General features: G+C 63.7%; 21 protein-coding genes, 1 tRNA gene and 1 pseudogene. 14 read left to right on the forward strand and 9 right to left on the reverse strand.

The annotated features are described in order from the left end of the window. Positions 1–122 precede the first annotated feature (122 nt). From AU185_RS12680 to AU185_RS12720, 9 genes are all read left to right on the forward strand, one after another. Complete coding sequence (locus AU185_RS12680) at positions 123–914, forward strand: SDR family oxidoreductase (protein ID WP_059098145.1); 792 nt, start codon at positions 123–125, stop codon at positions 912–914. A 10-nt stretch (positions 915–924) separates the two neighbouring features. Next, on the forward strand, positions 925–2,013 hold the full coding sequence (locus AU185_RS12685; protein ID WP_059098146.1) for an NAD(P)H-dependent amine dehydrogenase family protein: 1,089 nt from the start codon (positions 925–927) through the stop codon (positions 2,011–2,013). A 20-nt stretch (positions 2,014–2,033) separates the two neighbouring features. Then, positions 2,034–2,300, forward strand: coding sequence for a hypothetical protein (locus AU185_RS12690; RefSeq protein WP_059098147.1), 267 nt, complete (start codon positions 2,034–2,036; stop codon positions 2,298–2,300). Positions 2,301–2,352: 52 nt separating this feature from the next. After that, the gene (locus AU185_RS12695; RefSeq protein ID WP_286143102.1) at positions 2,353–2,559 is read left to right on the forward strand and encodes a hypothetical protein; all 207 of its coding nucleotides are present in this window, start codon (positions 2,353–2,355) and stop codon (positions 2,557–2,559) included. Between the two features lie 76 nt (positions 2,560–2,635). Then, positions 2,636–3,859: an Nramp family divalent metal transporter gene (locus AU185_RS12700; RefSeq protein ID WP_059098439.1), complete on the forward strand. Its 1,224-nt coding sequence runs from the start codon at positions 2,636–2,638 to the stop codon at positions 3,857–3,859. After that, positions 3,859–4,911: a poly-gamma-glutamate hydrolase family protein gene (locus AU185_RS12705; protein ID WP_059098148.1), complete on the forward strand. Its 1,053-nt coding sequence runs from the start codon at positions 3,859–3,861 to the stop codon at positions 4,909–4,911. The genes AU185_RS12700 and AU185_RS12705 overlap by 1 nt, the downstream gene beginning before the upstream one ends. 48 nt (positions 4,912–4,959) lie before the next feature. Beyond that, the gene (locus AU185_RS12710; protein ID WP_231740229.1) at positions 4,960–5,727 is read left to right on the forward strand and encodes a DUF1365 domain-containing protein; all 768 of its coding nucleotides are present in this window, start codon (positions 4,960–4,962) and stop codon (positions 5,725–5,727) included. A 2-nt stretch (positions 5,728–5,729) separates the two neighbouring features. Then, a complete protein-coding gene (locus AU185_RS12715; protein WP_059098150.1) occupies positions 5,730–6,311 on the forward strand; it encodes a sigma-70 family RNA polymerase sigma factor in 582 nt (193 codons plus the stop codon). Continuing rightward, positions 6,308–7,024 (forward strand): anti-sigma factor, encoded by a 717-nt coding sequence (locus AU185_RS12720; RefSeq protein WP_059098151.1) that lies wholly within the window; start codon positions 6,308–6,310, stop codon positions 7,022–7,024. Before AU185_RS12715 ends, AU185_RS12720 begins: the two co-directional genes overlap by 4 nt. An 8-nt stretch (positions 7,025–7,032) precedes the next feature. Here the strand turns inward: AU185_RS12720 and AU185_RS12725 are convergent, their stop codons facing one another. Further along, positions 7,033–8,133: a glutamate--cysteine ligase 2 gene (locus AU185_RS12725; protein ID WP_059098152.1), complete on the reverse strand. Its 1,101-nt coding sequence runs from the start codon at positions 8,131–8,133 to the stop codon at positions 7,033–7,035. Between the two features lie 180 nt (positions 8,134–8,313). Here AU185_RS12725 and AU185_RS12730 point away from each other — a divergent pair, with 180 nt between their 5' ends. Next, positions 8,314–9,132, forward strand: coding sequence for an LLM class F420-dependent oxidoreductase (locus AU185_RS12730; protein WP_059098153.1), 819 nt, complete (start codon positions 8,314–8,316; stop codon positions 9,130–9,132). Here the strand turns inward: AU185_RS12730 and AU185_RS12735 are convergent. Beyond that, the gene (locus AU185_RS12735) at positions 9,129–11,087 is read right to left on the reverse strand and encodes a flavin-containing monooxygenase (protein WP_059098154.1); all 1,959 of its coding nucleotides are present in this window, start codon (positions 11,085–11,087) and stop codon (positions 9,129–9,131) included. The genes AU185_RS12730 and AU185_RS12735 overlap by 4 nt on opposite strands. Positions 11,088–11,223: 136 nt before the next feature. Between AU185_RS12735 and AU185_RS12740 the strand changes: the two genes are divergently transcribed. Then, a tRNA-Arg gene (locus AU185_RS12740) sits at positions 11,224–11,296 on the forward strand. Between the two features lie 257 nt (positions 11,297–11,553). Next, complete coding sequence (locus AU185_RS25140; RefSeq protein ID WP_502687760.1) at positions 11,554–12,582, forward strand: DUF6414 family protein; 1,029 nt, start codon at positions 11,554–11,556, stop codon at positions 12,580–12,582. Positions 12,583–13,655: 1,073 nt separating this feature from the next. Here AU185_RS25140 and AU185_RS25145 read toward each other — a convergent pair. The 5 genes from AU185_RS25145 to AU185_RS12755 form a co-directional block, all read right to left on the reverse strand. Then, positions 13,656–14,285: a hypothetical protein gene (locus AU185_RS25145; RefSeq protein ID WP_156425494.1), complete on the reverse strand. Its 630-nt coding sequence runs from the start codon at positions 14,283–14,285 to the stop codon at positions 13,656–13,658. A gap of 107 nt (positions 14,286–14,392) precedes the next feature. Continuing rightward, positions 14,393–15,712, reverse strand: coding sequence for a hypothetical protein (locus AU185_RS25150; RefSeq protein WP_156425495.1), 1,320 nt, complete (start codon positions 15,710–15,712; stop codon positions 14,393–14,395). Between the two features lie 799 nt (positions 15,713–16,511). After that, entirely contained in the window at positions 16,512–16,835 is a 324-nt protein-coding gene (locus tag AU185_RS24705; RefSeq protein WP_082683856.1) for a helix-turn-helix domain-containing protein, read from the reverse strand. A 124-nt stretch (positions 16,836–16,959) separates the two neighbouring features. Beyond that, positions 16,960–18,069, reverse strand: coding sequence for a tyrosine-type recombinase/integrase (locus tag AU185_RS12750; RefSeq protein WP_059098156.1), 1,110 nt, complete (start codon positions 18,067–18,069; stop codon positions 16,960–16,962). A 222-nt stretch (positions 18,070–18,291) separates the two neighbouring features. Further along, positions 18,292–19,485, reverse strand: coding sequence for an IS481 family transposase (locus AU185_RS12755; RefSeq protein WP_059098157.1), 1,194 nt, complete (start codon positions 19,483–19,485; stop codon positions 18,292–18,294). A 199-nt stretch (positions 19,486–19,684) separates the two neighbouring features. Here AU185_RS12755 and AU185_RS24710 point away from each other — a divergent pair. Beyond that, positions 19,685–19,846 (forward strand): annotated as a pseudogene (locus tag AU185_RS24710) (helix-turn-helix domain-containing protein); the annotation flags it as partial. A gap of 4 nt (positions 19,847–19,850) precedes the next feature. On the opposite strand, the gene AU185_RS25350 reads toward AU185_RS24710, so the two are convergent. Further along, on the reverse strand, positions 19,851–20,168 hold the full coding sequence (locus tag AU185_RS25350) for a hypothetical protein (RefSeq protein WP_172800255.1): 318 nt from the start codon (positions 20,166–20,168) through the stop codon (positions 19,851–19,853). A 242-nt stretch (positions 20,169–20,410) separates the two neighbouring features. Beyond that, entirely contained in the window at positions 20,411–21,172 is a 762-nt protein-coding gene (locus AU185_RS25890) for an Rv2240c family protein (protein ID WP_502687986.1), read from the reverse strand. Between the two features lie 167 nt (positions 21,173–21,339). On the opposite strand from AU185_RS25890, the gene AU185_RS12770 reads away from it, so the two are divergent. Next, positions 21,340–22,014, forward strand: a complete 675-nt coding sequence (locus AU185_RS12770) for an MspA family porin (protein WP_059098159.1) — start codon at positions 21,340–21,342, stop codon at positions 22,012–22,014. Positions 22,015–22,121 lie beyond the last annotated feature (107 nt).

Consider the following 22,121-nt stretch of genomic DNA (forward strand, 5'->3'; position numbering starts at 1 on the left):
CCCGCGATCGCCGGTTGTGAATCTGGCGACGGTTTTCCCTGGATCTACGTCGTGAGGTTCACAATTGAGCGAACCTGCGACAAATTAGAACGTGTTTCAGTTCGGCCTGTTACCGTGACGCCGTGATTCTCGACAGATTTCGACTGGACGATCAGGTGGCCGTGGTCACCGGTGCGGGCCGCGGCCTCGGCGCCGCGATGGCGGTCGCATTCGCGGAAGCCGGTGCAGACGTGCTGATCGCGTCACGCACACAGTCGCAACTCGAGGAGGTCGCCGAGCAGATCGGCGCCGCCGGACGACGGGCCCACATCGTCGTCGCGGACCTCGCACACCCGGAGGACACCGCCAAGCTCGCGGACGCGGCGGTCGAGGCGTTCGGCAAACTAGACATCGTCGTCAACAACGTCGGCGGCACCATGCCGAACGCGCTCCTCAACACCTCCACGAAGGACCTGCGCGACGCCTTCACCTTCAACGTCTCGACCGCGCACGCGCTCACGGCAGCCGCCGTACCGCACATGCTCGAGCACTCCGGCGGCGGCAGCATCATCAACGTCACCTCCACCATGGGCCGGTTGGCCGGCCGCGGTTTCGCCGCCTACGGCACCGCGAAGGCCGCGCTCGCCCACTACACCCGGTTGGCCGCGCTCGACCTCTGCCCGCGGATCCGGGTCAACGCGATCGCACCGGGCTCGATCCTGACCTCGGCGCTCGACATCGTCGCCTCCAACGACGAGCTGCGGAAGCCGATGGAGCAGGCCACCCCGATGCGCCGCCTCGGTGAACCCGATGACATCGCCGCTGCCGCCGTGTATCTCGCCTCGCCCGCAGGCAGCTATCTGACCGGTAAGACGCTCGAGGTGGACGGCGGGTTGACGGTCCCGAATCTCGACCTGCCCATCCCGGATCTGTGAGAGGAAGCCCATGACCATCAAGGTGGCCGCGATCGGCACCGGCAACGTCGGACGGCACGCGCTGACCCAGCTGATCAACGACCCGCAGTACGAGCTCACCGCCGTGTGGGTGTCGTCGGACGCCAAAGCCGGTAAGGACGCGGGAGACCTTGCGGGGCTTGGGGTTTCGACAGGTATCACCGCGACGGCCGACATCGACGCGGTACTGGCCACCCAGCCCGACTGTGCCGTCTACACCGCGATGGCCGACAACCGCCTGCCCGACGCGCTCGAGGACTATCGCCGCATCCTGGCCGCCGGCGTCAACGTCGTGGGCAGCAGCGCCGTCTTCCTGCAGTACCCGTGGCAGGTGCTGCCCGACGACCTCGTCAAGCCGATCGAGGAGGCCACGCAACAAGGCAATTCGTCCCTGTTTGTCAACGGCATCGACCCCGGCTTCGCCAACGACCTGCTGCCGCTGGCACTGGCGGGCACCTGCCAGAGCGTCGAACAGATCCGCTGCATGGAGATCATCAACTACGACACCTACGACAGCGCCACGGTCATGTTCGACGTGATGGGCTTCGGCAAACCGCTCGACGAGATCCCGATGCTGCTGCAACCCGGGGTGCTCAGCCTCGCCTGGGGATCGGTGGTGCGCCAGCTCGCCGCGGGCCTGGGCATCGAGCTCGACAACGTGACCGAAACCTATGTGCGGGATCCGGCGCCCGAGGATTTCGACATCGCCGCAGGCCATATTGCCAAGGGCACCGCAGCGGCCTTGCGCTTCGAAGTGCAGGGCATCAAGGACGGCAAGGTCGCCGTCGTCCTCGAACACGTCACGCGGCTGCGCGACGACCTGCACCCGGACTGGCCGCAACCGGCGCAGGAGGGCGGCTCGTACCGCCTCGAGATCACCGGCGAGCCGTCCTACACGCTCGACCTGTGCCTCAGCAGCCCCAACGGCGACCACAATCACGCCGGGCTGGTCGCGACCGCCGCCCGCGTCGTCAACGCGATTCCCGCGGTCGTGGCCGCCCCGCCGGGCATCCGCACGACGCTCGACTTGCCGCTGATCACCGGAAAAGGGCTGTACGCTCTGCGCCAAGGCCAACGGTAGTTCAGACTGAGGACGTGCCCATGCGAACCACACTTCGTTATCTCGCTCCGGTGATCGCGGCCGGTGGCGTCGCAGCGGCGCTCGCCGGCGCACCGTTGGCCGGCGCCGAACCGGCCAATCCGACGCTGCCGCAGTGCGTCGACACCGGCGGCGCCCAGGCGATCGGCGGCTCCACGACGGAATGCGTGTCGCCAGGCAACGTTTCGATCAACGCCACGCCCGCCGAACAGGAGTATGTGGGTCCGTGGGGCAGCATGTGGGAAGGCGACGGGTTCTTCTTCCCGTGACCGTCCGGGCCTGCCCCTGCCGCGCAAGTCGTCGATAATGCGCTGTCTCGCAATGGTTTTTGCAGCGGCCGCGGTTGGCATGTGTACCCTCGTCGCACCCGCCGCCACCGCCGCGCCCGAATGCGTCGACATCGCCCCGAACACCACCCAGTGCGATACGAACGGCAGCTCTCAGATCGTCACGTCACCGTCGGTGCAGACCGGGCCGTACCGCGGCTGGGCCTGGGGCCCCGTGATCGTCGGTGGACGCGGTAGGTGACCCCGTAGCCGCACGGGGTTGAGGTTTCGGCTAACCTAACTTTTCTATTCGCTATTCCGGATAGAAGGTGGGCGAGGTGGTCCAGGACGAGGTGAAGCTGCGGCCGAGTTGGCTGTTGCTCGGGCCGGCATTCGTCGCCGCCATCGCCTACGTCGACCCCGGCAACGTCGCCGCCAACGTCAGCGCCGGCGCGCAGTTCGGGTTCTTGCTGGTCTGGGTCATCGTCGCGGCCAACGCCATGGCCTGCCTCGTGCAGTACCTCTCGGCGAAGCTGGGGCTCGTGACCGGGATGTCGCTACCGGAAGCGGTCGGTGGCCGGATGCGCCGCCGAACCCGGCTGACGTACTGGCTGCAAGCCGAATTAGTCGCGATGGCAACGGATCTCGCAGAGGTGGTGGGCGGCGCCATCGCGCTGTACCTGCTGTTCGACCTGCCGCTGCTGACCGGCGGCATCATCACCGGGGTCGTCTCGCTGCTGTTGTTGTTGGTGAAGGACCGCCAAGGTCAAAGCTCGTTCGAACGCGTCATCACCGGGCTGCTGTCGATCATCGCGGTGGGTTTTCTCGCCAGCCTGTTCGTCGCTCCCCCGCCCGTCGACGAGGCGGCGGCCGGGCTGGTCCCGATGTTCGCCGGAACCGAGAGCGTGCTGATCGCCGCGGCCATGCTGGGCGCGACCGTGATGCCGCACGCGGTGTACCTGCACTCCGGGTTGGCCCGGGACCGGCACGGCCACCCCGAGCCAGGCCCGATGCGACGGATGCTGCTGCGCGTCACCCGCTGGGACGTCGGCATTGCGATGGTCGTAGCGGGCGCGGTCAACCTGTCGATGGTGTTGGTCGCCGCCACCAATCTGCAGGGACAGGAGAACACCGACTCGATCGAGGGCGCACACGCCGCGGTCCGCGAGACCCTCGGCCCGACGATCGCGCTGCTGTTCGCCATCGGCCTGCTGGCCTCGGGGCTGGCGTCCTCTTCGGTCGGCGCCTACGCGGGCGCGATGATCATGCAGGGCCTGCTGAAGCGCTCCATTCCACTGGTGCTGCGCCGCCTCATCACCCTGCTGCCGGCACTGGCAATCCTCGCCATCGGTCTCGACCCCAGCCGGGCGCTGGTGTTGTCGCAGGTGGTGCTGTCCTTCGGGATCCCGTTCGCCCTGATTCCGCTGGTGCGGTTGACCAGCGACCGGAGCCTGATGGGCGACGACACCAACCACCGCGTGACGACGACTCTCGGCTGGGGCATCGCCGCCCTCATTAGTCTCTTGAATGTGGTGCTGATCTTCCTGACCGTGACGGGCTGATGCTCAACCACGCCTACTTCGCGTACGGATCGAACCTCAACGTCTCGCAGATGGCGTTGCGGTGCCCCGACGCGGCGAATCCCCGGCCGGCCAAGCTAGCCGACCACGACTGGCTGATCAACCAGCGTGGTGTCGCGACCGTCGAACCGTTCGACGGCTCCGAAGTACACGGAGTCGTGTGGCAACTCAACGATCACGACCTGGCCGTGCTGGACAGCGCCGAGGGCGTTCCGGTGCGCTACCGCCGCGACCGGCTCACCGTGCACACCGACGACGGGCCCGCCGAAGCCTGGGTGTACATCGACCATCGCGTCGAACCCGGGCCGCCGCGACCGGGATATCTGGAACGCATAGTCGACGGCGCCATGCACCACGGCCTGCCGCAGCGATGGGTCGACTTCCTCAGGCGGTGGGATCCCACACACTGGCCCAACCGAGCCTGTAACGCAGAAACCCCTGCGCCGCAATCATTTTCGGAGTTGTTGGCGCAGCCGGGCGTCACGGAGGACTGCACATTGCGGTCGCGCTTCGGCTTCCTGGCCATCCACGGCGGCGGGCTGGAGCAGATGACCGACGTCATCGCCGAACGGGCCGCCGACGCGGCGGGCGCCTCGGTGTATGTGGTGCGCCACCCCGATCACTACCCGCACCATCTGCCCTCGGCGCTGTACCGGGCGCAGGAGTCGGCTCGTCTCGCGGAGTTCCTCGACCACGTCGACGTCGCGGTGTCGTTGCACGGCTACGGCCGCATCGGACGCAGCACACAACTGCTTGCGGGCGGTCGCAACCGCGAACTCGCCGAACATCTCGCCCGCCATGTCGGGGTGCCCGGCTACCAGGTGATCACCGATCTCAACGCGATTCCCCGCGAACTGCGTGGGCTGCACCCCGACAATCCGGTCAACCGCGTGCGCCGCGGCGGAGCGCAACTCGAGCTGACACCTCGGGTGCGCGGCATCAGCCCCCGCAGCCAGCTACCGAGCGACGACGGCCTCACGCCCGCCACCTCCGCGTTGATCCAGGGACTCGTGGCGACCTCGCATTCTTGGTGACTCGGTCGCCACAGTCATCCGGCCTGCAGGTGGCTCCGAATACTCCATGTGGACGGCTCACACCTGTACCGGACCCGAACCGCGCATCTGCGGCGCGCACCGGTGTATCACCATTTCGAGCACCACGGATACAGCTGGTATGTCGACCTCGACCGGCTCCCCCGGCTTCCGTGGTGGCTCCGCCCCTTCGCCCGGTTCGACGCGCGCGACCACCTCGACGGCGCTGATCGGGACTCCCTGCGCCAGCGCGTCGACGCGTTCCTGCGGGACCGCGGCGTCGACCTGACCGGCGGTCGGGTCACCGCCCTGCTGCAGGCGCGGGTGCTCGGCTACGTCTTCAACCCGCTGACGCTGTACTGGTGCCACGACGCCGACGGGGTGCTGCGTCATGTCGTGATGGAGATGCACAACGGCGGCGGCGGGCGGCACGCCTATCTACTCCCGCCGGGTCCGGACGGCATGTCGATGACGCCGAAGAAGCTGCGGGTGTCGCCGTTCAACGGGGTCGACGGCCACTACCTGGTGCGCGCCCCGCAACCCGGCGCCCAACTGGATGTGACGGTGTCGCTGCACCGCGGCAACGAACCGGCGTTCATCGCGACGATGCGCGGCACCCGCAGGCCGGCGAGCATCGCCGAGTTGTTGCGGATGCAGCTCGTCGCCCCGCTGGCCCCGCTGATGACGGCGCTGGAGTACCGGATCCAGCACCTCACGTTGTGGCTGCGTCGCGTTCCCCTCGCACCGCATGCCGAACGAGTCGGCGAAACATGCGCTCCGGCAGGGGCTTTGGTCGCCCACGCGGCCAGATCGCAATAACGATGACGTTGCTGACGCCGGTGGCTAGGCTACCGCTGGTGACCACGGACCTCGACGAACTGCTTCGCCAGGTGGCCCAGAAGAATGTCGAGGCGTTCGCCACCTTCTACGACCGCACCCGTGCGCGAGTGTTCGGACTCGTCACCAGGGTGCTGCGCGACCCCGGCTACAGCGAGGAAACAACGCAGGACATCTATCTGCAGGTGTGGCGCACCGCTGACAGCTACGACCCCGCCGCGGGATCACCGCTCGCGTGGCTGATGACGCTCGCGCACCGCCGCGCCGTCGACCGGGTGCGTGCCGAACAGGCGGCGAGCCGACGCGAGGACCGTTACGGCGCGGCCACCGTCGACCCGCCCGCCGATCACGTCGCAGACTCGGTGATCCTGCGCGACGAACGTCGCCGCGTGGCCGACTGCCTGCGATCGCTGACCGATGTGCAACGTGAGTGCATCCAACTCGCGTACTACGACGGGTTGACCTACGCCCAGGTGTCGGAGCGGTTGTCGGCGAACCTTGCCACGATCAAGTCGCGGATGCGCGACGGCCTCCGCGGCCTACGCAAGTGCCTGGGGATGGCATGACCGAGCCCGTCGATTCCGACCTCGGCGCGCTCGCGGCGCCGTACGCACTCGACGCGATGTCCGACTCCGAACGGGCCGACGTCGACCGCCGGGTCGCGACCGCGCCACCTGCGGTCGCACGGGCCTTCGCCGACGAAGTGCGCGAGGTCCGCGAGGCCATGGCGGTGGTGTCGGCCGCCACCGCGGCCGAACCACCGGCGGAGTTGCGCGCGCGCCTGCTGGCCGAGGTCGGTGACGCCGCACGCGCACCCGTACAACAGCTCCGGCCGCGTCGCTGGCAGCGGATCGCGCTGGCCGCCGCGGCGGTACTCGTCGTCGGCCTCGGCGCACTCGGTGTCGGGCTGGCGCTGCGGCCGGCGCCCAGCCCGTCGACCGCCGAACAGGTCTTCGCCGCACCCGACGTGCGGACCGTGTCGGGTGACATCCCCGGCGGCGGCACGGCGACGGTGGTGTTCTCGCGCGAGAAGGACGCCGGGGTGCTGGTGATGAACAACGTCGCACCGCCGCAACCGGGCACCGTCTATCAGATGTGGCTGATCGACGCTGAGGGGCCGCACCCGGCGGGCACCATGGACCCGCAGGCCGTCGCACCCTCCACGACCGCCGTGCTGCCCGATCTCGGCGACTCGCGCGCGCTGGCGTTCACCGTCGAACCACCCGGCGGCTCAGCGCAGCCGACCAGCGCCCCGTTCGCCGAGCTGCCGTTGGCTTAGCTGGTGGCTCAGGTGCCCGCCAGCGTGGCATCGGCCGCTTCGGCGACGACATCGCCGACGTCGCGGCGACGCTGCCACGCCCGTCGCTGCCGGATCGCACCGTTGCCCTGCTCGGTGACGCGGTGCAACTCGTCGAACACGAGGTCGTAGTCGCCGACCGCTTCGAGTGCCGGGCGCACATGCTCGATCAGCCGGTCCAGCAGCGCTCGCGCGGGCACCCGCTCGTGGGTTTCCAACAGGTCGACGGCATCGCCGTCCAGACCGTCGCGTGCGGATTTCCAGTAGGCGGCCTTCAGCGCATGCGGCGCGAGCGGCGGACTCGGCTCGCCGCGCCGTTCGTCCTCCAGCGCGGTCATCACGGCGGCCCGGGTGAGCGCGGCCAACAGCACGGTTTCGGCCGCCGTCGCGGGCACGTCGGCGACGCGCACCTCGATCGTCGGGAAGTTCGCCGACGGGCGCACGTCCCAATAGACCATGCCGTCGTCGAGCATCGCGCCCGCCTGTTGCAGCATGCGTACGACGGCGTCGTACTCGTCGACGGAGTCGAAGTGCGGCGGTGGGCCGGCGCTGGGCCATCGCGCCCACAACACGCTGCGCCAACTGGCGTAACCGGTGTCGCTGTTGCGGTAGATCGCGGAGTTCGCGCTCAGGGCAAGCAGACTGGGCAGCCATGGCCGCAGCCGGTTGCTGACCCGGATGGCGGCTTCCCGGCTGGGCACCGCCACGTGCACGTGGCACCCGCAGATTCCCTGCTCGTGAGCGACCATGCCGAACTTGTCGCCGATCTCGCGGTATCGCGGCGTGTCGGTGACCGGGAAGTCCCGTGCGATGGTCGGCGGCAATCCGACCGCGAGCAGTTGCGCCCCGGCAGCCTGCGCGGCGTCGGCCGCCACGCGCCGGAGTCGCAGCAGTTGGTCACGCAGTTCGCGGGTGGAGCCGACCACCTCGCTGGTGGTCTCGACCTGGCAGGTGGTCAGTTCGAGTTGCAGCTTCACGCCGTGCTTGGCGGCCTCGTGGGCGACGGCTTCGTTGAGAGCGACCGGTTCGCCGGTCGCCGGGTCGGCGAGCAGGAACTCCTCTTCGACGCCAATTGTGGGGTGCGTGGCCATAGATATGGGAGTCGGAACATTGATCCGGCCCGTCGGAATGGTTCACGACGGGCCGGATCGGGGCAACAAGTCCTTCGGCTAGTGGACTTCGGTGATTCGAAGTCGGCGGCAGATGTATTGCCCCGGTCGTGTGCGAGCCAAACATTCTTTGCTGACCCGCGACCCCCATACGATCGATCCGTGACCAAACCGTTTCGTTTCGGTGTCGGCCTGCAGGCCGCGCGCCGTCAGAAGTCAGTGCAGGACTGGGCCCGCCGCGCCGAAGACATGGGCTACGACATCGTGCACGTCGCCGACCATCTCTATACGACCGCACCGTTTCCGATGATGACGGCGATGGCGATGGCGACCGAGCGACTGCGCGTCGGCACCTTCGTCCTCAATGCCGGCTTCTACCGGCCCGCGCTGCTCGCGCGAGAAGTGACCTCGCTGCGCGACCTGAGCGGCGGCCGCCTGGACCTCGGCCTCGGCGCCGGCTACGTCAAAGAGGAGTTCGAACAGGCCGAGCTGCCGTTCCCGTCGGCCGGCCAGCGGGTGAACTGGCTGCGCCACGTCACCGAGCACATCCGCGAGCACGCCCCCGATGTGCCGATCCTCATCGCGGGCAACGGCGACAAGCTCTTGACCCTGGCCGCCCAGCGCGCCGACATCATCGGGCTGACCGGCGGCGCGCCGATCACGTCGACGTCGGATCCGCTCGCCGATCGCATCGCGTTCGTCCGAGCGGCCGCCGGCGACCGGTTCGACGACCTCGAGCTCAACCTCGCCGTCACGGCGATGCCGACCGACGACTCCGGCCGGCCCGACCTGTCGATCACCCGCCGGTTCCTGCCCGAGCTGTCCGAGGACGAATTACTGAGCACCCCGGCGGTGTTGTCCGGGTCGGCCACGGAGATCGCCGACACCCTTCGCGGCTACCGCGAGACCTACGGCATCAGCTACATCACCGTCCAGCAGTTGCACGCCGAGGCGTTCGCCAAGGTGATCGCCGAGCTTTAGGATCGTTGTCCTGCTCGCTCCGCCGCGGTGTCGGCGGACCGCAGCACGAAGTCCGACCACTCGGGTTCGCGCACCGCGTCGTGGTACTCGTAGAGCTTCCACGGGCTGACGGTGTGGATCTCGCCGCGGGCATTCTTGAAGTACGAATGCTTGATCGACGGGTGCGACCAGACGGTCATCTTGATCGCCTCCTGCGATCGCCGACGCCACTCCTCGGTGGCCTCGGGCCTTGGCTCGATCGAGTGCAGCCCGTCGGCGAGTGCGTGCAGGCACTGGCCGATGTAGCGCATCTGCAACTCCGAGTTGAAGATCAGGCTGCCGCCGTGCGCCAGATGGGTGCCGGGGCCGTAGGTGAGGAAGAAGTTCGGGAACCCCGGCACCATGATTCCGCGGTACGCATACGGCCGGTCGCCCCAGACGTCGCGAAGCTCGACACCGTCGCGGCCGGTGATCCGTAGTGGCCACAGCACCTCGGTCGCGCGAAAGCCGGTGGCGTACACAATGATATCGGCGGGCCGCTCCCGCCCGTCGGCGGTCACCACGCCCGTCGGCGTGATCCGCTCGATCGGCGTGCGGACCAGTTCCACGTTGTCTCTGCGCAGGGTTCGCAGCCACGTCCCGTCATCCTGCAACGTCCGTTTACCGGTCGCGGGATAGTCGGGCAGCACCTTGGCGAGCAGTTGGTCGTCGCAGTCGACCTGGCTTTGAATCCAGTCGGTGAACATCATCCGCGCGGCGGCATTGATGTCGCTGACCGCGTAGTCGCCCTGCTCGTAGCCGGGGTCGACGCGGGCGGCGTCGAGGCCCTTGTCGGCGCCGGGCCACAGCAGCAGGAAGCGGTACCAGCGGCTGTAGAACGGCAGGTGCTCCATTGCCCAGCGGGTGCCGTCGTCAACTTCCTTGTGGTACATCGGGTTCGGGAACATCCATTGCGCGGTGCGCTGGAAGACGTCGAGATGCGCGACCCGCTCGGCGATCGCGGGTGCGATCTGAAACCCGCTGGCGCCGGCGCCGATCAGCGCGACCCGCCGCCCGGTGACATCTACGCGGCGATCCCACGCCGCGGAGTGAAACGACGGGCCGTCGAAGGTGTCGGCGCCCTCGATGTCGGGCACCTGCGGCCGATTGAGTTGGCCGACAGCGCTGATGATCGCGCGGGCGGTGACCCTCGATACCCGACCGTCCTTGGAACGCAGAGCGACGGTCCAGATCCCGGCGGCGTCGTCCCAATCGGCGGAGATCACTTCGGTCTGCCAGCGGACGTGTGCGCCGATGCCGTGCTTGTCCATCACGTCGACGAAGTAGTCGCGCAGTTCCGGTTGTTCGGCGAAGTAGTGGCTCCACTTGTTGCTGGGTTCGAAGCTGTAGCAGTAGAAGTGGTTGGCCACGTCGACCCGTGCGCCCGGATAGGTGTTCTCCCACCAGGTTCCGCCTGGGCCGGCGTTCTTTTCGACGACCGTGAACGGAAGCCCGGCCTGTTTGAGCCGAACGGCGGCGAGCAAGCCCGACTCGCCGCAACCGATGACGAGCACGGGAAGCCCGGCTGCGGCATCCGGGTCGACGGGTTCAGGCCTGCGCGGATCGACGCCGTCGAGGTCGAGTTCCTCGGTGAGCAGCGGCAGATACTCCTCGCCGACCGGTTCGCATGCGGCCCAGTCCATCATCTGCTTGACGACGGACGCGCTCAGCGGCGCGGGTTCGGGGCATCCGCGGTCGCGGTAGGCGGTGATGACCTCCAGCGCCTCGACCCTCGCGCGGGCCTTGTCCTCCTCGGACATGAAGCCCTGCACCTCGTTGAGGAAAAGCCCGGCCTGGGCGTAGTCGCGGATGAAGCGCAGATCGCCGGTGATGTGCACGAGGCTGAGCAACAGGGTCGGCACGCTGACGTCTTCAAGCGCCTGTCGGATCTCGGCGGTCGGCGTGCTGAATGGCGTGCCCGCGTAGCGACTGCGCACGACGTGTCCTCCCTGACCGCGAAGGTCCGCGCTCTAATTACGGAACTTAAAGTAGCGTAATGGACGGAGCCGCGTCGTGCGGACATTTGCGTGGTCCGCGTTGCTCGGTTGGAGCCGGTAAGCTTCCAGCGGTCCCGCCCTCGTAGCTCAGGGGATAGAGCACGGCTCTCCTAAAGCCGGTGTCGCAGGTTCGAATCCTGCCGGGGGCACTGTCTGACCAGTACAGATACACGGCTGCACAAGATTTGCGCTACTAGATCGTGACTGAAGCACTGGCGGGTCGATGCGTCACCGACGGCGAATCCCGAAATAGCTTCCGAAGCTGATACGCGGGTTCGATTCAGTCATCATCCCCTACCGCGAAAAGCGCTCGCGTGGGCCTAGCTGGCAAGTCGCGCATCTAGGCTGGCGGGCGGGGTCATGCCAATCGCTAGGGTTTCCCGGCTGGACGGCTACAGGGGGTGCTGTGTTTCTTCGCGAGTATCTGTATGTGGATCTGGACAAAGTCAGAGGCATCTTGTCTCAGATTGAAGAGGGCGTTCCCGAGACGGCTCAGCAAGTAGAACGCATGGAAAAAGACGCGGAAGCGAGAAACAGGATGTTCGGCGGCGTGGGCCGTAAGTCTGTGGCTGAGGAATCCATAGAGAAAAGCCTCGGTGACTCTCTGTTCAAGCTCCTAGAAGATGCACTGGACTCTCTGCAAGTATTATCCGATATTTCGCAGGAATTGCAGACAAATGAAGGCTTTGAGGCTGTTCGCAGCCAATTGACTCCGGGTGCCGTCGTCCGAGTAACGGCGCCGGCGAGGTTATTTCACCCCGGGCAGTTGTCGCACGCGATGGTCGGAATCGGAACGGCGGCGACCGGCATGTACGATCTGCAAAATAGTTTTACTACACCAGAGCCGACCCTGCCGACGCCGGGCAAGAATCGTCAACAATCAGGAAAGGGACCCCGTAAATCACGGGCTAAACCGCTCCCGGAAACCGGTGCACCGGAAGACATTTTGTTCGGTCTGCCAGATGATATCCCGATGGTTGGGCCTAGAGATTTCCTAGTCGGAATGATCAGGTTTGTTCGGGGAATTTTCAGTGATGGTGTGCACGTTCACTTTCACCCGTTGGGCGACAGCGGGCCGGTGATCACGACGCGGCTTGAAACCGGGAGACGGTTCTTGGATTCGACGCCGGAGATATTGTTTTCACGGTATGGATTTCGACCGCAGGAATGGACAGTTGTGGGGACGGTCGGCCATTTGGGTGAGCTCGACACCGATAAACCGGATTTTGGTTTTCTTAGCGATTTCAATCGGTCAAGCATTGTTCAACTTGTCGCCGCCCTACTCCAACAAGCTGGCAACAGCGGCCTAATCGACCTACCGTCGGGCCTTGGCTTCTCCGTGGTTCCACTTGCCGTTTACCGTGCGATTGGTTGGGGAGGCGAGACGCCCACAATGCCGAGCCAAGCGCCGTCAGCGATCGAACCGGCCCGATAATTATCAGCCGCGATCCAGTTGCGCGGATCGACCGGGCGGCTCATCGCTTCAAGCGTTTACGTGACCGTACCTGGAATCCGTGGCGTTTTTCTGCCGCCCATAGGATGATCTACACCACCCCGCCCGTTTCGTGGCTCTGTGACCTACTGCGGCCCGTTTTTTGTACCGCCTGGGGGTGGCGAGACCTCCGCCGACGCCAGAATGGGGGCAACCTCGGCTGCCGTGAACCCCGCACCGAACAATTCCTTGCGTTTCTGCGAGTCGAGCATCGCCCAGCACTGCCGCGCCCGTCTCTTGCGGATGCGTTCAATGATCGCCAACCACGCGGCATGTTCATCCTCGGCGGGCTCGACAAATCGTCATTCGGGTAGTACAGCCGTCTGACGTAAGCCCGCTGTTTGCACGAATTGGAGCAGTAAAGGGCGTCCAGTCGGCTTGTGGTGAATCTGCTGTGACAGTATTTGCAATTGACGGTTCTTTTAAGATTTAAACCCCTTGACCTGCGTTTTTGACGGGTTTACGTAAACGGAGCGGGAAGAGAAGCTACAGACGTGTCGGACTTTTTCCGCTGGGAACTTTGGCGGCTCGCCCCCTATCCCCTTGTGCCACAACACTTTTCGGAAGTGGACGCAGGCTGACGGGGAACGTACGGCCTGCGCCCTTCAGTTCCGCACCGATGAAGCACAGCCCCCCGGAAGTGCACTGTTGAGGGGAAGTACGGAAGTCCCGATGGCCGCTCGGACCTGGCAGATCACGCGACCACCGCGACCACCGGGAGGATGCTCCGCACCGATTGGGTGAGCTTACCCGCGAGCCGCCCCGCGACGGCGACTGCGCCAGCTACCCGAGGCGAACGGTTGCACGATCTCCGACATTCCTTCACGGGTGCTACAACTTTCGGCGGGCGTTCACTTCATGCAGGTATCAAAGTGGTTAGGGCCATACGAAGTTCACGCTAACTTTCAATACCTATGGCGATTACATCTCTAGTGTCGAGGGTGGGAAAGCCGCGCCATTGGCTAGGCCGGTTGCCGTCGAACGCAAACAGACTGCCGCTGACAACGTCGTGCCGATCATTCGGCAGGCAAATCGGTAAGTGGCTTAGCGCGTCCGTCTAGCCATTGTTGAGCGCGTTTGCCTACGTCTATAACCGCGTCGGACAGTTCTTCCAGCGAGATCGAGTCGTCTAAGACGTTGGCAGTCCTTGCGTCCGGGTCAAGCCGCCGCATAGCCACCGCGATTGTTTTGCCATCCCTTTCAATCAATCTATCGACTGGCCCAACATATCTGTCAACAATGAGCAAGTTGCTGCTGGCGAAAAAATCGTCAAGGCGCGCGTCGAAGTGCTCAAAACCATTGCGCACCTTGCGTTGTTGTAGAATCGCCGGTATTCCGCCTTTTCCGTAACCAAGAGCTTTTCGAAGTTCTTTGCACCGTTTTACCATTCGCTCGTGCTGTTCCTGTTCTTCAGCGTTTACTGGGCACCTGCAACCATCTGGTCGACGAATACCTTGCGAAGGGACCAGTATCTTGGATATCAATGCGCCAGTAGTGAGCATTGACTGAGCCGCCAGGAACATTAGGTCGTCTCTGTCTATAACTGGCGCGCTCTGTGCTTCATAAAGCTGGGTAGCGCTATGATGCATTGCCCACGATTGAGCTACCAATTCATACATGAAGACCCGTATTTCTACCTCCTGCATTCGAGTCCTCCTAGAGCGCCACAATTTGCGTATACGTCCCAAGCGCGCAAACCGGTTGCCGCGCTTGTTCCACCAACTCGCCAACGAAAGCACCTAAGATAAGCATTTCAATCGTCAATCCCTGAAACACCCCATAGCGCGCGTTTAATGCGCCGCTTTCGGCGCTCGCGTTTTTGTTGTGCAACAACCTGGAGGAAAACACGCTCGAAATTTTTTCTGCCCTCTGGTGTTTGGAGTGAGCCAATCCACTCATGCGCAGTCTGTTCGTATACGGTACTCTCGCGCTCTGGCACCTTTTGAGCGCGCGGCCAATACTCCAACTCTACAAGCCCGATGTAGCGTTTCAGATCGATAATGAAAAGTTGCGCGGCATCACGTCTTGTGTGATAGACGCTGGATTGCTCTGAGGTAAAGATATTGCCATAGGTTAGCAAGTACTCGCCGAGATGAGCAGCATTGTCGAACCGGGTATACCACGCGAGCGTATCGAGGGCATTTGCCATTGTGTCAACGTTAAGCGTCATATTCGGCGTGTAGAGCCGTATCTCTATTGCGTCCAAGAGGTCTTGCAGCGGGTTGGTCTCGCGGCTCGCCCATCTTCTAAATCCCGCGTCGGGTGTTTTATCGAACCATTCAAGACCCTGTTCTAGGCGTTGCAAGCGAACGTATTGGTCTAGCACACGCCAAGCGCCAACTATCTGCGCCCACTCGTCGCGGGTCTCGAAAAAGTTGATGTTTTGTCGGAGCGCGTTAACTGCGATTCGGAAATTCGATTCGATTTCCCTTACCTGTTTCATGTTGTCGCTGAGCTTGACATCGTCGGAGGTTCCAAGTACCTGATTCGCTGATCTCATGTATTCATTTATGGCAGCTGTAGTTTCGTCGTAATACTGCTTAATATCGCGCGCCTGGTTGACGATTAGTTCGTATCTTTCGTTTGAAGCGAATTCGTTGACAAGAGAGCGAAATGAATCCCAAGCCAGCGCTGATAATCGATTGACTCGATCAAGAGCCCCTTGCTGTTCGCGTTCGGCTGTGAAGCTGGCAAGTATGACGAGTGCAAATGGCGCGCCGATACAGAATCCGGTAACACCAGCAAGGATATTTGGTATGTAAGCGTGGCTATTCAACCAATCGGCTTGCAACCAACGCACGCTACCTAAGTCAAGCGATCCCAGTTTGAAACCAAACGCACCCAGATCGATGGCCCATAACGAAGCCAATAGAAGGAGGCCGAGAACAAAGAGCATGAGTAGGAACTTTTGGGTGGCGGGACTAAAATCCAATGCTGTCTGAACAGGTGACCAATCTTTGATCTTTCCGCGCCGTCGCCACAATAGCCAAAGTGCTATGACACCTAATGTGACGGAGAATATAACTGCATAGGGGCTTATGTGCTGCTGCCAGAACGTGTCGGCCGGTAACACGCGTCAACGCTAGCCGACCATCCAAAGGCATGGTTGATGGCGCGCCGATTCAACTCGCCGGCACACCCAGCAAACACGCGCCAACAGCAGGCCAACAGCAGCCACCAGCACGCCCGAACTGTTTGCGAAGGCCACCCGCTGAACTGCGAGGATAGCCGCTAGCGCTCGCGCTCAGGTTTGCCCGAATCGTTGAAAGTTCCTGGATAGCAACGGCTCTAGGGGACAGAATGAATACCCAGACCGTTTGAGAAATATGCGCTGAATGGTTTGCTGACCGACGTACCGTCGGATCTAAAATCCGCCCAGTGTCGGTTCGAGTCCGACTGAGGGCACTGATATTCGTGCAGTTCAGAGCGTCTTCGGCTCGAACGCATGCGCGGTCGGTGCCTGCCGGAAGGGCCTGCGTCAGCAGCCCACCGGAAAAACGGGCACGCCACGTTTGTCCTCGCGCAGCGTTCCGTCGTTTTCGATTTGGCTCAGTATCAGGCGGGGCCTGCGCGTTCAAATTGCTTCGCGAATTCCATCGCGGCTTTACGGCGGGCACGGTATGTCCGCTGCCACTCATGGGTACACACCCGGCATTCCCCGTTGACGTACCAATCACAGTGACCCTTGTGGCATGCCCGCATGGTTCTCCTTAGGCATAGGTTTTTGTGATAAAAGAATGGTTTCGTCTCAACCCTTAGGACGTTTTCGTGACGCTCTCGATTTCGGCTGCGCTCGGCGTTGTGAGGCTTCACGCAAGCCTCAGCACCGCACTGCACTCGCGAACGTCCGGTGGGCCACGTCAATGCCCGTGTCAGACACCAGTTGCAATGGCACTGGAACGGCGGCGACCGCTCAATTTCGCAGACCTCATAGGCACGGTGACCCGGTTCAAACTCGCAGAACCACTCGCCGCAGCCGTTATACATCGGCAACCCGCCGGCCGCGCCAGCGCCAACAGCGAGGCACGGTCCACCCGAATGAGTCGCGGTCCCACGCGGACCGCGATCAGCGAACCGTCTTGAATGCGTCGGCGCACCGATCGCTCGCTGACGTTCAGATAGGTGGCGGCCTGTTCCAGCGACGGCCATGCCGGGAGGCTGTCCGGGTCTGGCGGCTTCTGTTTCGTCTTACGCACTCTTGCAAGCTATCGCCGGATGGGCGGGTCGCCTAGTACGAAATCTGCCACACCGCAACACTTCTCAAATACGTGCTTCTATGATCCCTTTGCGCAGGTAGAGGCGTTGCCGCGTCATATTTTGTTAGCTATGAGCTAAAGTGGCCTCGGTCACTAGCTTTGACAACCGTTCCGCGATCACGGCATCCCGGCCCTCGGCGGTGTGCTGATACTTGAGTGCCATGATCGCCGTGCTGTGTCCTAGCCGGTGCATGAGTTCCGCTACGGTAGCACCGGATTGGGCTGCGAGTACCGCGCCGGTATGCCTCAAATCGTGCACCCGTAGGTGTGGCTTGCCGATCGCTGCGCGTGCCTTCACCCAATTGAGCCGGTACTGATCGTCTCGCATATGCCCGCCATCCTCACCGGGGAACAGCAGCGAGTCACTGCCCTTGTCGACGTGATTCTTTAAGTGCGCCTTGAGGATTGGACGAATATGCGGGGGCGCCGCAACATCGCGGATACCGGCGGAGGTTTTCGGCTCCCCGACATAGAACTTGCCCCCGCGATAGGTGACCGCCCGATGCACATGCAGCACCGCGCAATCGGCGCTCACGTCGCCCCTGCGAAGCTCCGAGGTCTCTCCCCACCGCAGACCACACCACGCCGCGAGCAAAACGCTGGCGTGCAACTCAGGCGGCATTTTGGCGGCAAGCTTGTCGACCTCGGCGGGTGTCAGAATGTCGATCTCGCGACGGCGCTTGGTCTGCATGGCTGCCCGTATCCGGCAGGGGTTCGCGTCTAGTACCTCATCCAGCACCGCCGTGGCACAGATGGCGTGCAACAGCGCGTAGGCATGCGCATTGCGGGTCTTGTGCTCACTGCCCAGACCGCTATGCCACTCGCGGATCTTGGCGGGTGTGAGTGTGACGATTTTGCCGTCGCCTAGCTCGGGCAGGATCAATCGGTTCAGCAGTGCCTCGTAGTGCAGGCGGGTGCGATCGCGGAGCTGGCGTTGCTCCAGCCATCGTGTCGCGTAGGTCCGCAGTGTGATGCCGTCGCTGCGTTCCACAGCGCCCCAAGTTTGAAGATCAATCTTCCGGCGCTCGATCGCTAGCCAGCCTTCGGCCTCACACTCGCTGGCGTAGGTGCGGGGAGCGTGGTGGAGCCTGCCATCCGGGCCGATGTAGGCGGCACTCCACCGCTTGGAGCGTTCCTGCCGTATCCGTCCGAATCCTCGTCGTCGTCGTGCCATTGCCCCCGATTCTTGCACAAATCTTGCACAACATCCCTGCCGGATATGTCCGCCTATGGTGCATCCTGCCGGAGTAACGACAACACCGAAACCCACAGCTCAAGGACTATTTTCGCATGTCAGCAAACTAGCCACCCCGACATACTCAGTCAGGTTCGAATCCTGCCGGGGGCACTCATGTGATGTCTCGGGACATCGTTGACAGATGTCCCGAGACATCATTTACATCTGGAGCCTGTTTTCGGGTGAGTTTCCGCATTTGACGCCGCGTGGTTGGTAGTCGCGGGTGGGGTCGAGGGTCAGTTTGCGGATGAGTTGGCCGGTGTCGCGGTGCAGGACGCGGATGTCGCGGTCGTTGATGAGCACGGTGACTTTGGTGCCGCGTAGGTGTTTGGACAGACCGATGTGGTGTAGGCGGCTGTTGTAGCGGATGGTGATGACCCCGCCGGCGTCGATCCTGTCGTGGCGTACCCGGTAGTGCGGTGGGATCTGGTACCCGCTGGGGAAGGCCTTGGGTCGGTCGTTGAATGCCTCGAGGGGTGTGCGGCGTCCTAGCGCCCGGTGGGATCGGACGGTGTTGTAGTAGTCGAGGAAATCGTCGATCTGGTACTGCAGTTCGTCGATGGTGGCTGCCGGGGGCAGGGCCCGTAGGTGTTTTTTGAGGGTTTGGTGGAAGCGTTCGACCTTGCCGCAGGTCTGGGGGTGATAGGGGCGGGAGCGGCTGTATTTGATGCCGAGTTCACCGAGCATGATTTCCAGGGCAGTGCGTCCGGCGCCGCGTTGTTTGGCGGTGAAGATGGCGCCGTTGTCGGTGAGCGCGCCCGCTGGTGTGCCCCATTGGGTGATGGCCGCGGTGACGGTGTCGACGACGTCGGCGCCGGTGGTGACGGGGCGGGCGGTGCTGGCCAGGACCACACGGGAGTGGTCGTCGAGCATGTCGAGGATTTCCACCGCGGTGTCATCGGCCAGGCGCCAATGGGTGACATCGGCTTGCCATAACTGGTTGGGCTGTTCGGCGCAGAAGCGTTTCCACGACGAGCGGGGCCGTTTTTGGGGCTGCGGGGCGACGAACCCGCGGCGCGTCAGGATGCGCCAGATCGTCGATACTGCAGGCGCTTTGGTGACGGCGGGGTCGCGGGTGAGGTGTTCGGCGATGGTGGCCGCGCCGGCGTCGTAGCCCTGTTTGTCCAGGGTTTTGCGTAACCGCATGATCTTGTCTTCGACGGTGGCGTCGATGGCCTGGGGACTGTGGTGTGGGCGGCGCGAGTGCGGTTCGAACGCCGCGGCGCCTTCGGACTCGTAGCGTTTGACTAGTTGCTGGACCCAGGTGCGCGAGACGTCGTAGTCGCGGGCGACTTCGCTTTTGCTGCGTCCCTGCACTACGACGGCGGTGATGACGAGCTGCGCCTTTGACATGGCCGGCCTCCCACGACAGCTGAGATGCCAACTATGTCCCGAGACACCTGCCAACTATGTCGTGAAACCAGACACTGCCGGGGGCACTCATTTCCTGTATTAGTGCGGTTGAGGCTTGACATTTCGGCTTCGGGTGATGGCTGACAGTGTTTCGGCTGATGGTTGACAGTTGCTTCGGCTGATCCTTGACACTCCCTAGATGAGGGAGTTAAGCGTGGCCGAGCAGCGGTATCAGGCCGTGTTGGCCGTGATCAGCGATGGTTTGTCGATCTCGCACGTGGCGCGGAAGGTTGGGGTGTCGCGGCAGACGCTGCACTCCTGGTTGGCCCGTTATGAGGCCGAGGGCCTCGATGGGCTGCTGGCCCTCAGGGCACCGTCGTGCCGGTGGCTCCGCCGGACTCGAATCCGGGCGTGTCGAGGATGTCCTGTTCAACGCAGCCTGCGCTTCCGCTGACACCGGTGCATTGGGGCAATTGTTGCCCGCCATTGGGCCCGCCAACCGACGGTGTGAGGAACGGAACGCAGGCTGAGGTGAACGCGTCCACATGTTCACCGGACGGGCAGGCCGCGGTCGTGAGGGGATCGGGACCGGAAAACGCGGCAACCATCGGGGTGATGGCAATCGCAGCGGCAACGCCGCCCGCGAGAATCAACCGACGCACCGGAAAATCGGCAATCGCCATTTCGCGCATCCTTTCTGTGCTGATGATCTTAGTGGAAAGCCTATGACGGACAGAGAGATTCGCACATATCACAAATTGCATCGCGTAGAGCAGCGCCTGGCACCCGCGCTAACAAGTACGCTGACCGAAGGGATGTGCGGCAGCGCCTCGCGTCATTTCGGTTGCGGCTGTAGGGAGTTGGGCGATCCGCCACCGTGCCGGTACAGGCGCCACTTCGTGGCGATACTGTCGCGGGGCGGGTATCACGAGTGGTTGCGGATCACCGGCAGGGCGCCGGCGTTCGCGCAGGCCATCTGAGTATTCTGGGCCTCCTTATTGAGCTCGGTTGCCGCATTATTCAGGGTGTCGCCGTTGCCGCGAACTCCCATGATCACCACCAGCTTCGCGGCGTGCAATGACCACGATCGCATCGGATCCGCGATCTCCGGCTGCAGACCAGGCGTCGACGACGCGCTCAACGCCTCACCGGCTGCTTTCCGCAGAGCAGTTCGACCGTCCACATTATCGCCGCGGACTGCCGGATCCCGGTAGTCCACCTGTGCACCGTCACCGGCGATCGAGTAAGCGAAATCGTTGTAATACTTGGAGGAGAACTGCAGGGCCCCGGCCCACTGCCGGCAGGCCGCGTTCGCCGGTACCGCGGCGCCCTCTCCGCCAGGCGCAACGACAGGTGCTGGCCTTGGCGCCGGCTCCGGAGCCGGCGGTTCGGGTTGTGCGGATGCAATCGTCGCGCCGCTCAGCGTGAGGCCAAACGCGATGAGTGATCCAGCCAGCGTTCGCCCACCGACATGTGATGCCGTCATGCAGTCCTCCGAGTCTGGTAGGGCCTGAGGTCCGGAAGGCCGCGTCAACATCGGGCTTTCACGGTCAGGTTCGCAAAGTCCTTGGCGCGTGTGATCGTCGGCTCGACGCATGACGGGATCGTGAACGGACGCCGAACACCGGATGCCTACAAGGCGGCCATTGGATTCCGAAGATGTTGAGCGGTAACTAAATTGGTGCATCAGAAGCCTGTCGGGTGACGACCACAGCGTTGTGGGGAGCCGAGCCGCCAGCTAGATGAGAACCCGGTAAGAAGTGTTGGCCGTCCGTTCACCGCTTGGATACCGGGCGCCTGAATGATTCCCCGCGACATCTCCACGGATGCCGATGACGAGAGGCTCAACCCACCATGGTGAATCGCTTTGCTGTCCTGACTGCCGCCTGCACGCTGATCGCGGTCGGCACGACGCCGTACGCTTCGGCGCAACCGGCGCCGCCGCCGGATCCCCGGGTACAGCCGGTCGCCAATCCCGTACCACCCCCGCCGCCGGGTGGCGCGGTACCGTCCGGGCCCACGGGAACCTTGGATACACCCGACGGCTGGCATGTCGAGGTATCTGCCCGTGACGAAACCCAACTCCCCGTCGCGCCGCTGACGACCGCAGTGTCGTCGCGTGAGTATCTGGTCGGCGGCACGTTCGTCGGGAAGGTCACAGGCTCTGGAGCGACCGAACTGAAGGGCGGGACGTTGGTGGCCGGGTATCAGATCGGCTGCGGGATCTTGGCGGATGAAATTGGAATCGAGCCCGAGGGCGCAATTGGCGTCGCCCTACCGGTGCCAGCCATTGACGCCGAGATCGGCCTCGGCGGAGCCATAGACCTTCTCCCGGGTGAAGTGACCGTCGTTGACGTCGCCGAGAAGGAGTTCGAAGGCACCGAAACACGAGTCACCATTACCGGTTTGCGCGTCAAGTTCGACCGATGCGCTGGACAGTCGTTCATACGGTCGTTCGCGACGCTGTCTGTCTCGACCGAAGACACCGAGGATGTCATCACGTACCTCGGTGTCACCAAGGTCGTTTGATGCCGGCGATTCACAGCGCTTCGTCATGGGTGACGACGCGTCAAGGTGAGCGCGCCGCGCGCCAGTAGCGGCCGAGGCGTGAGCGCACGAATTGTCTTCTGCCAGTG

Origin of the sequence: Mycobacterium sp. GA-0227b (assembly GCF_001499855.1) — a bacterium.
Taxonomy (GTDB): Bacteria; Actinomycetota; Actinomycetes; order Mycobacteriales; family Mycobacteriaceae; genus Mycobacterium.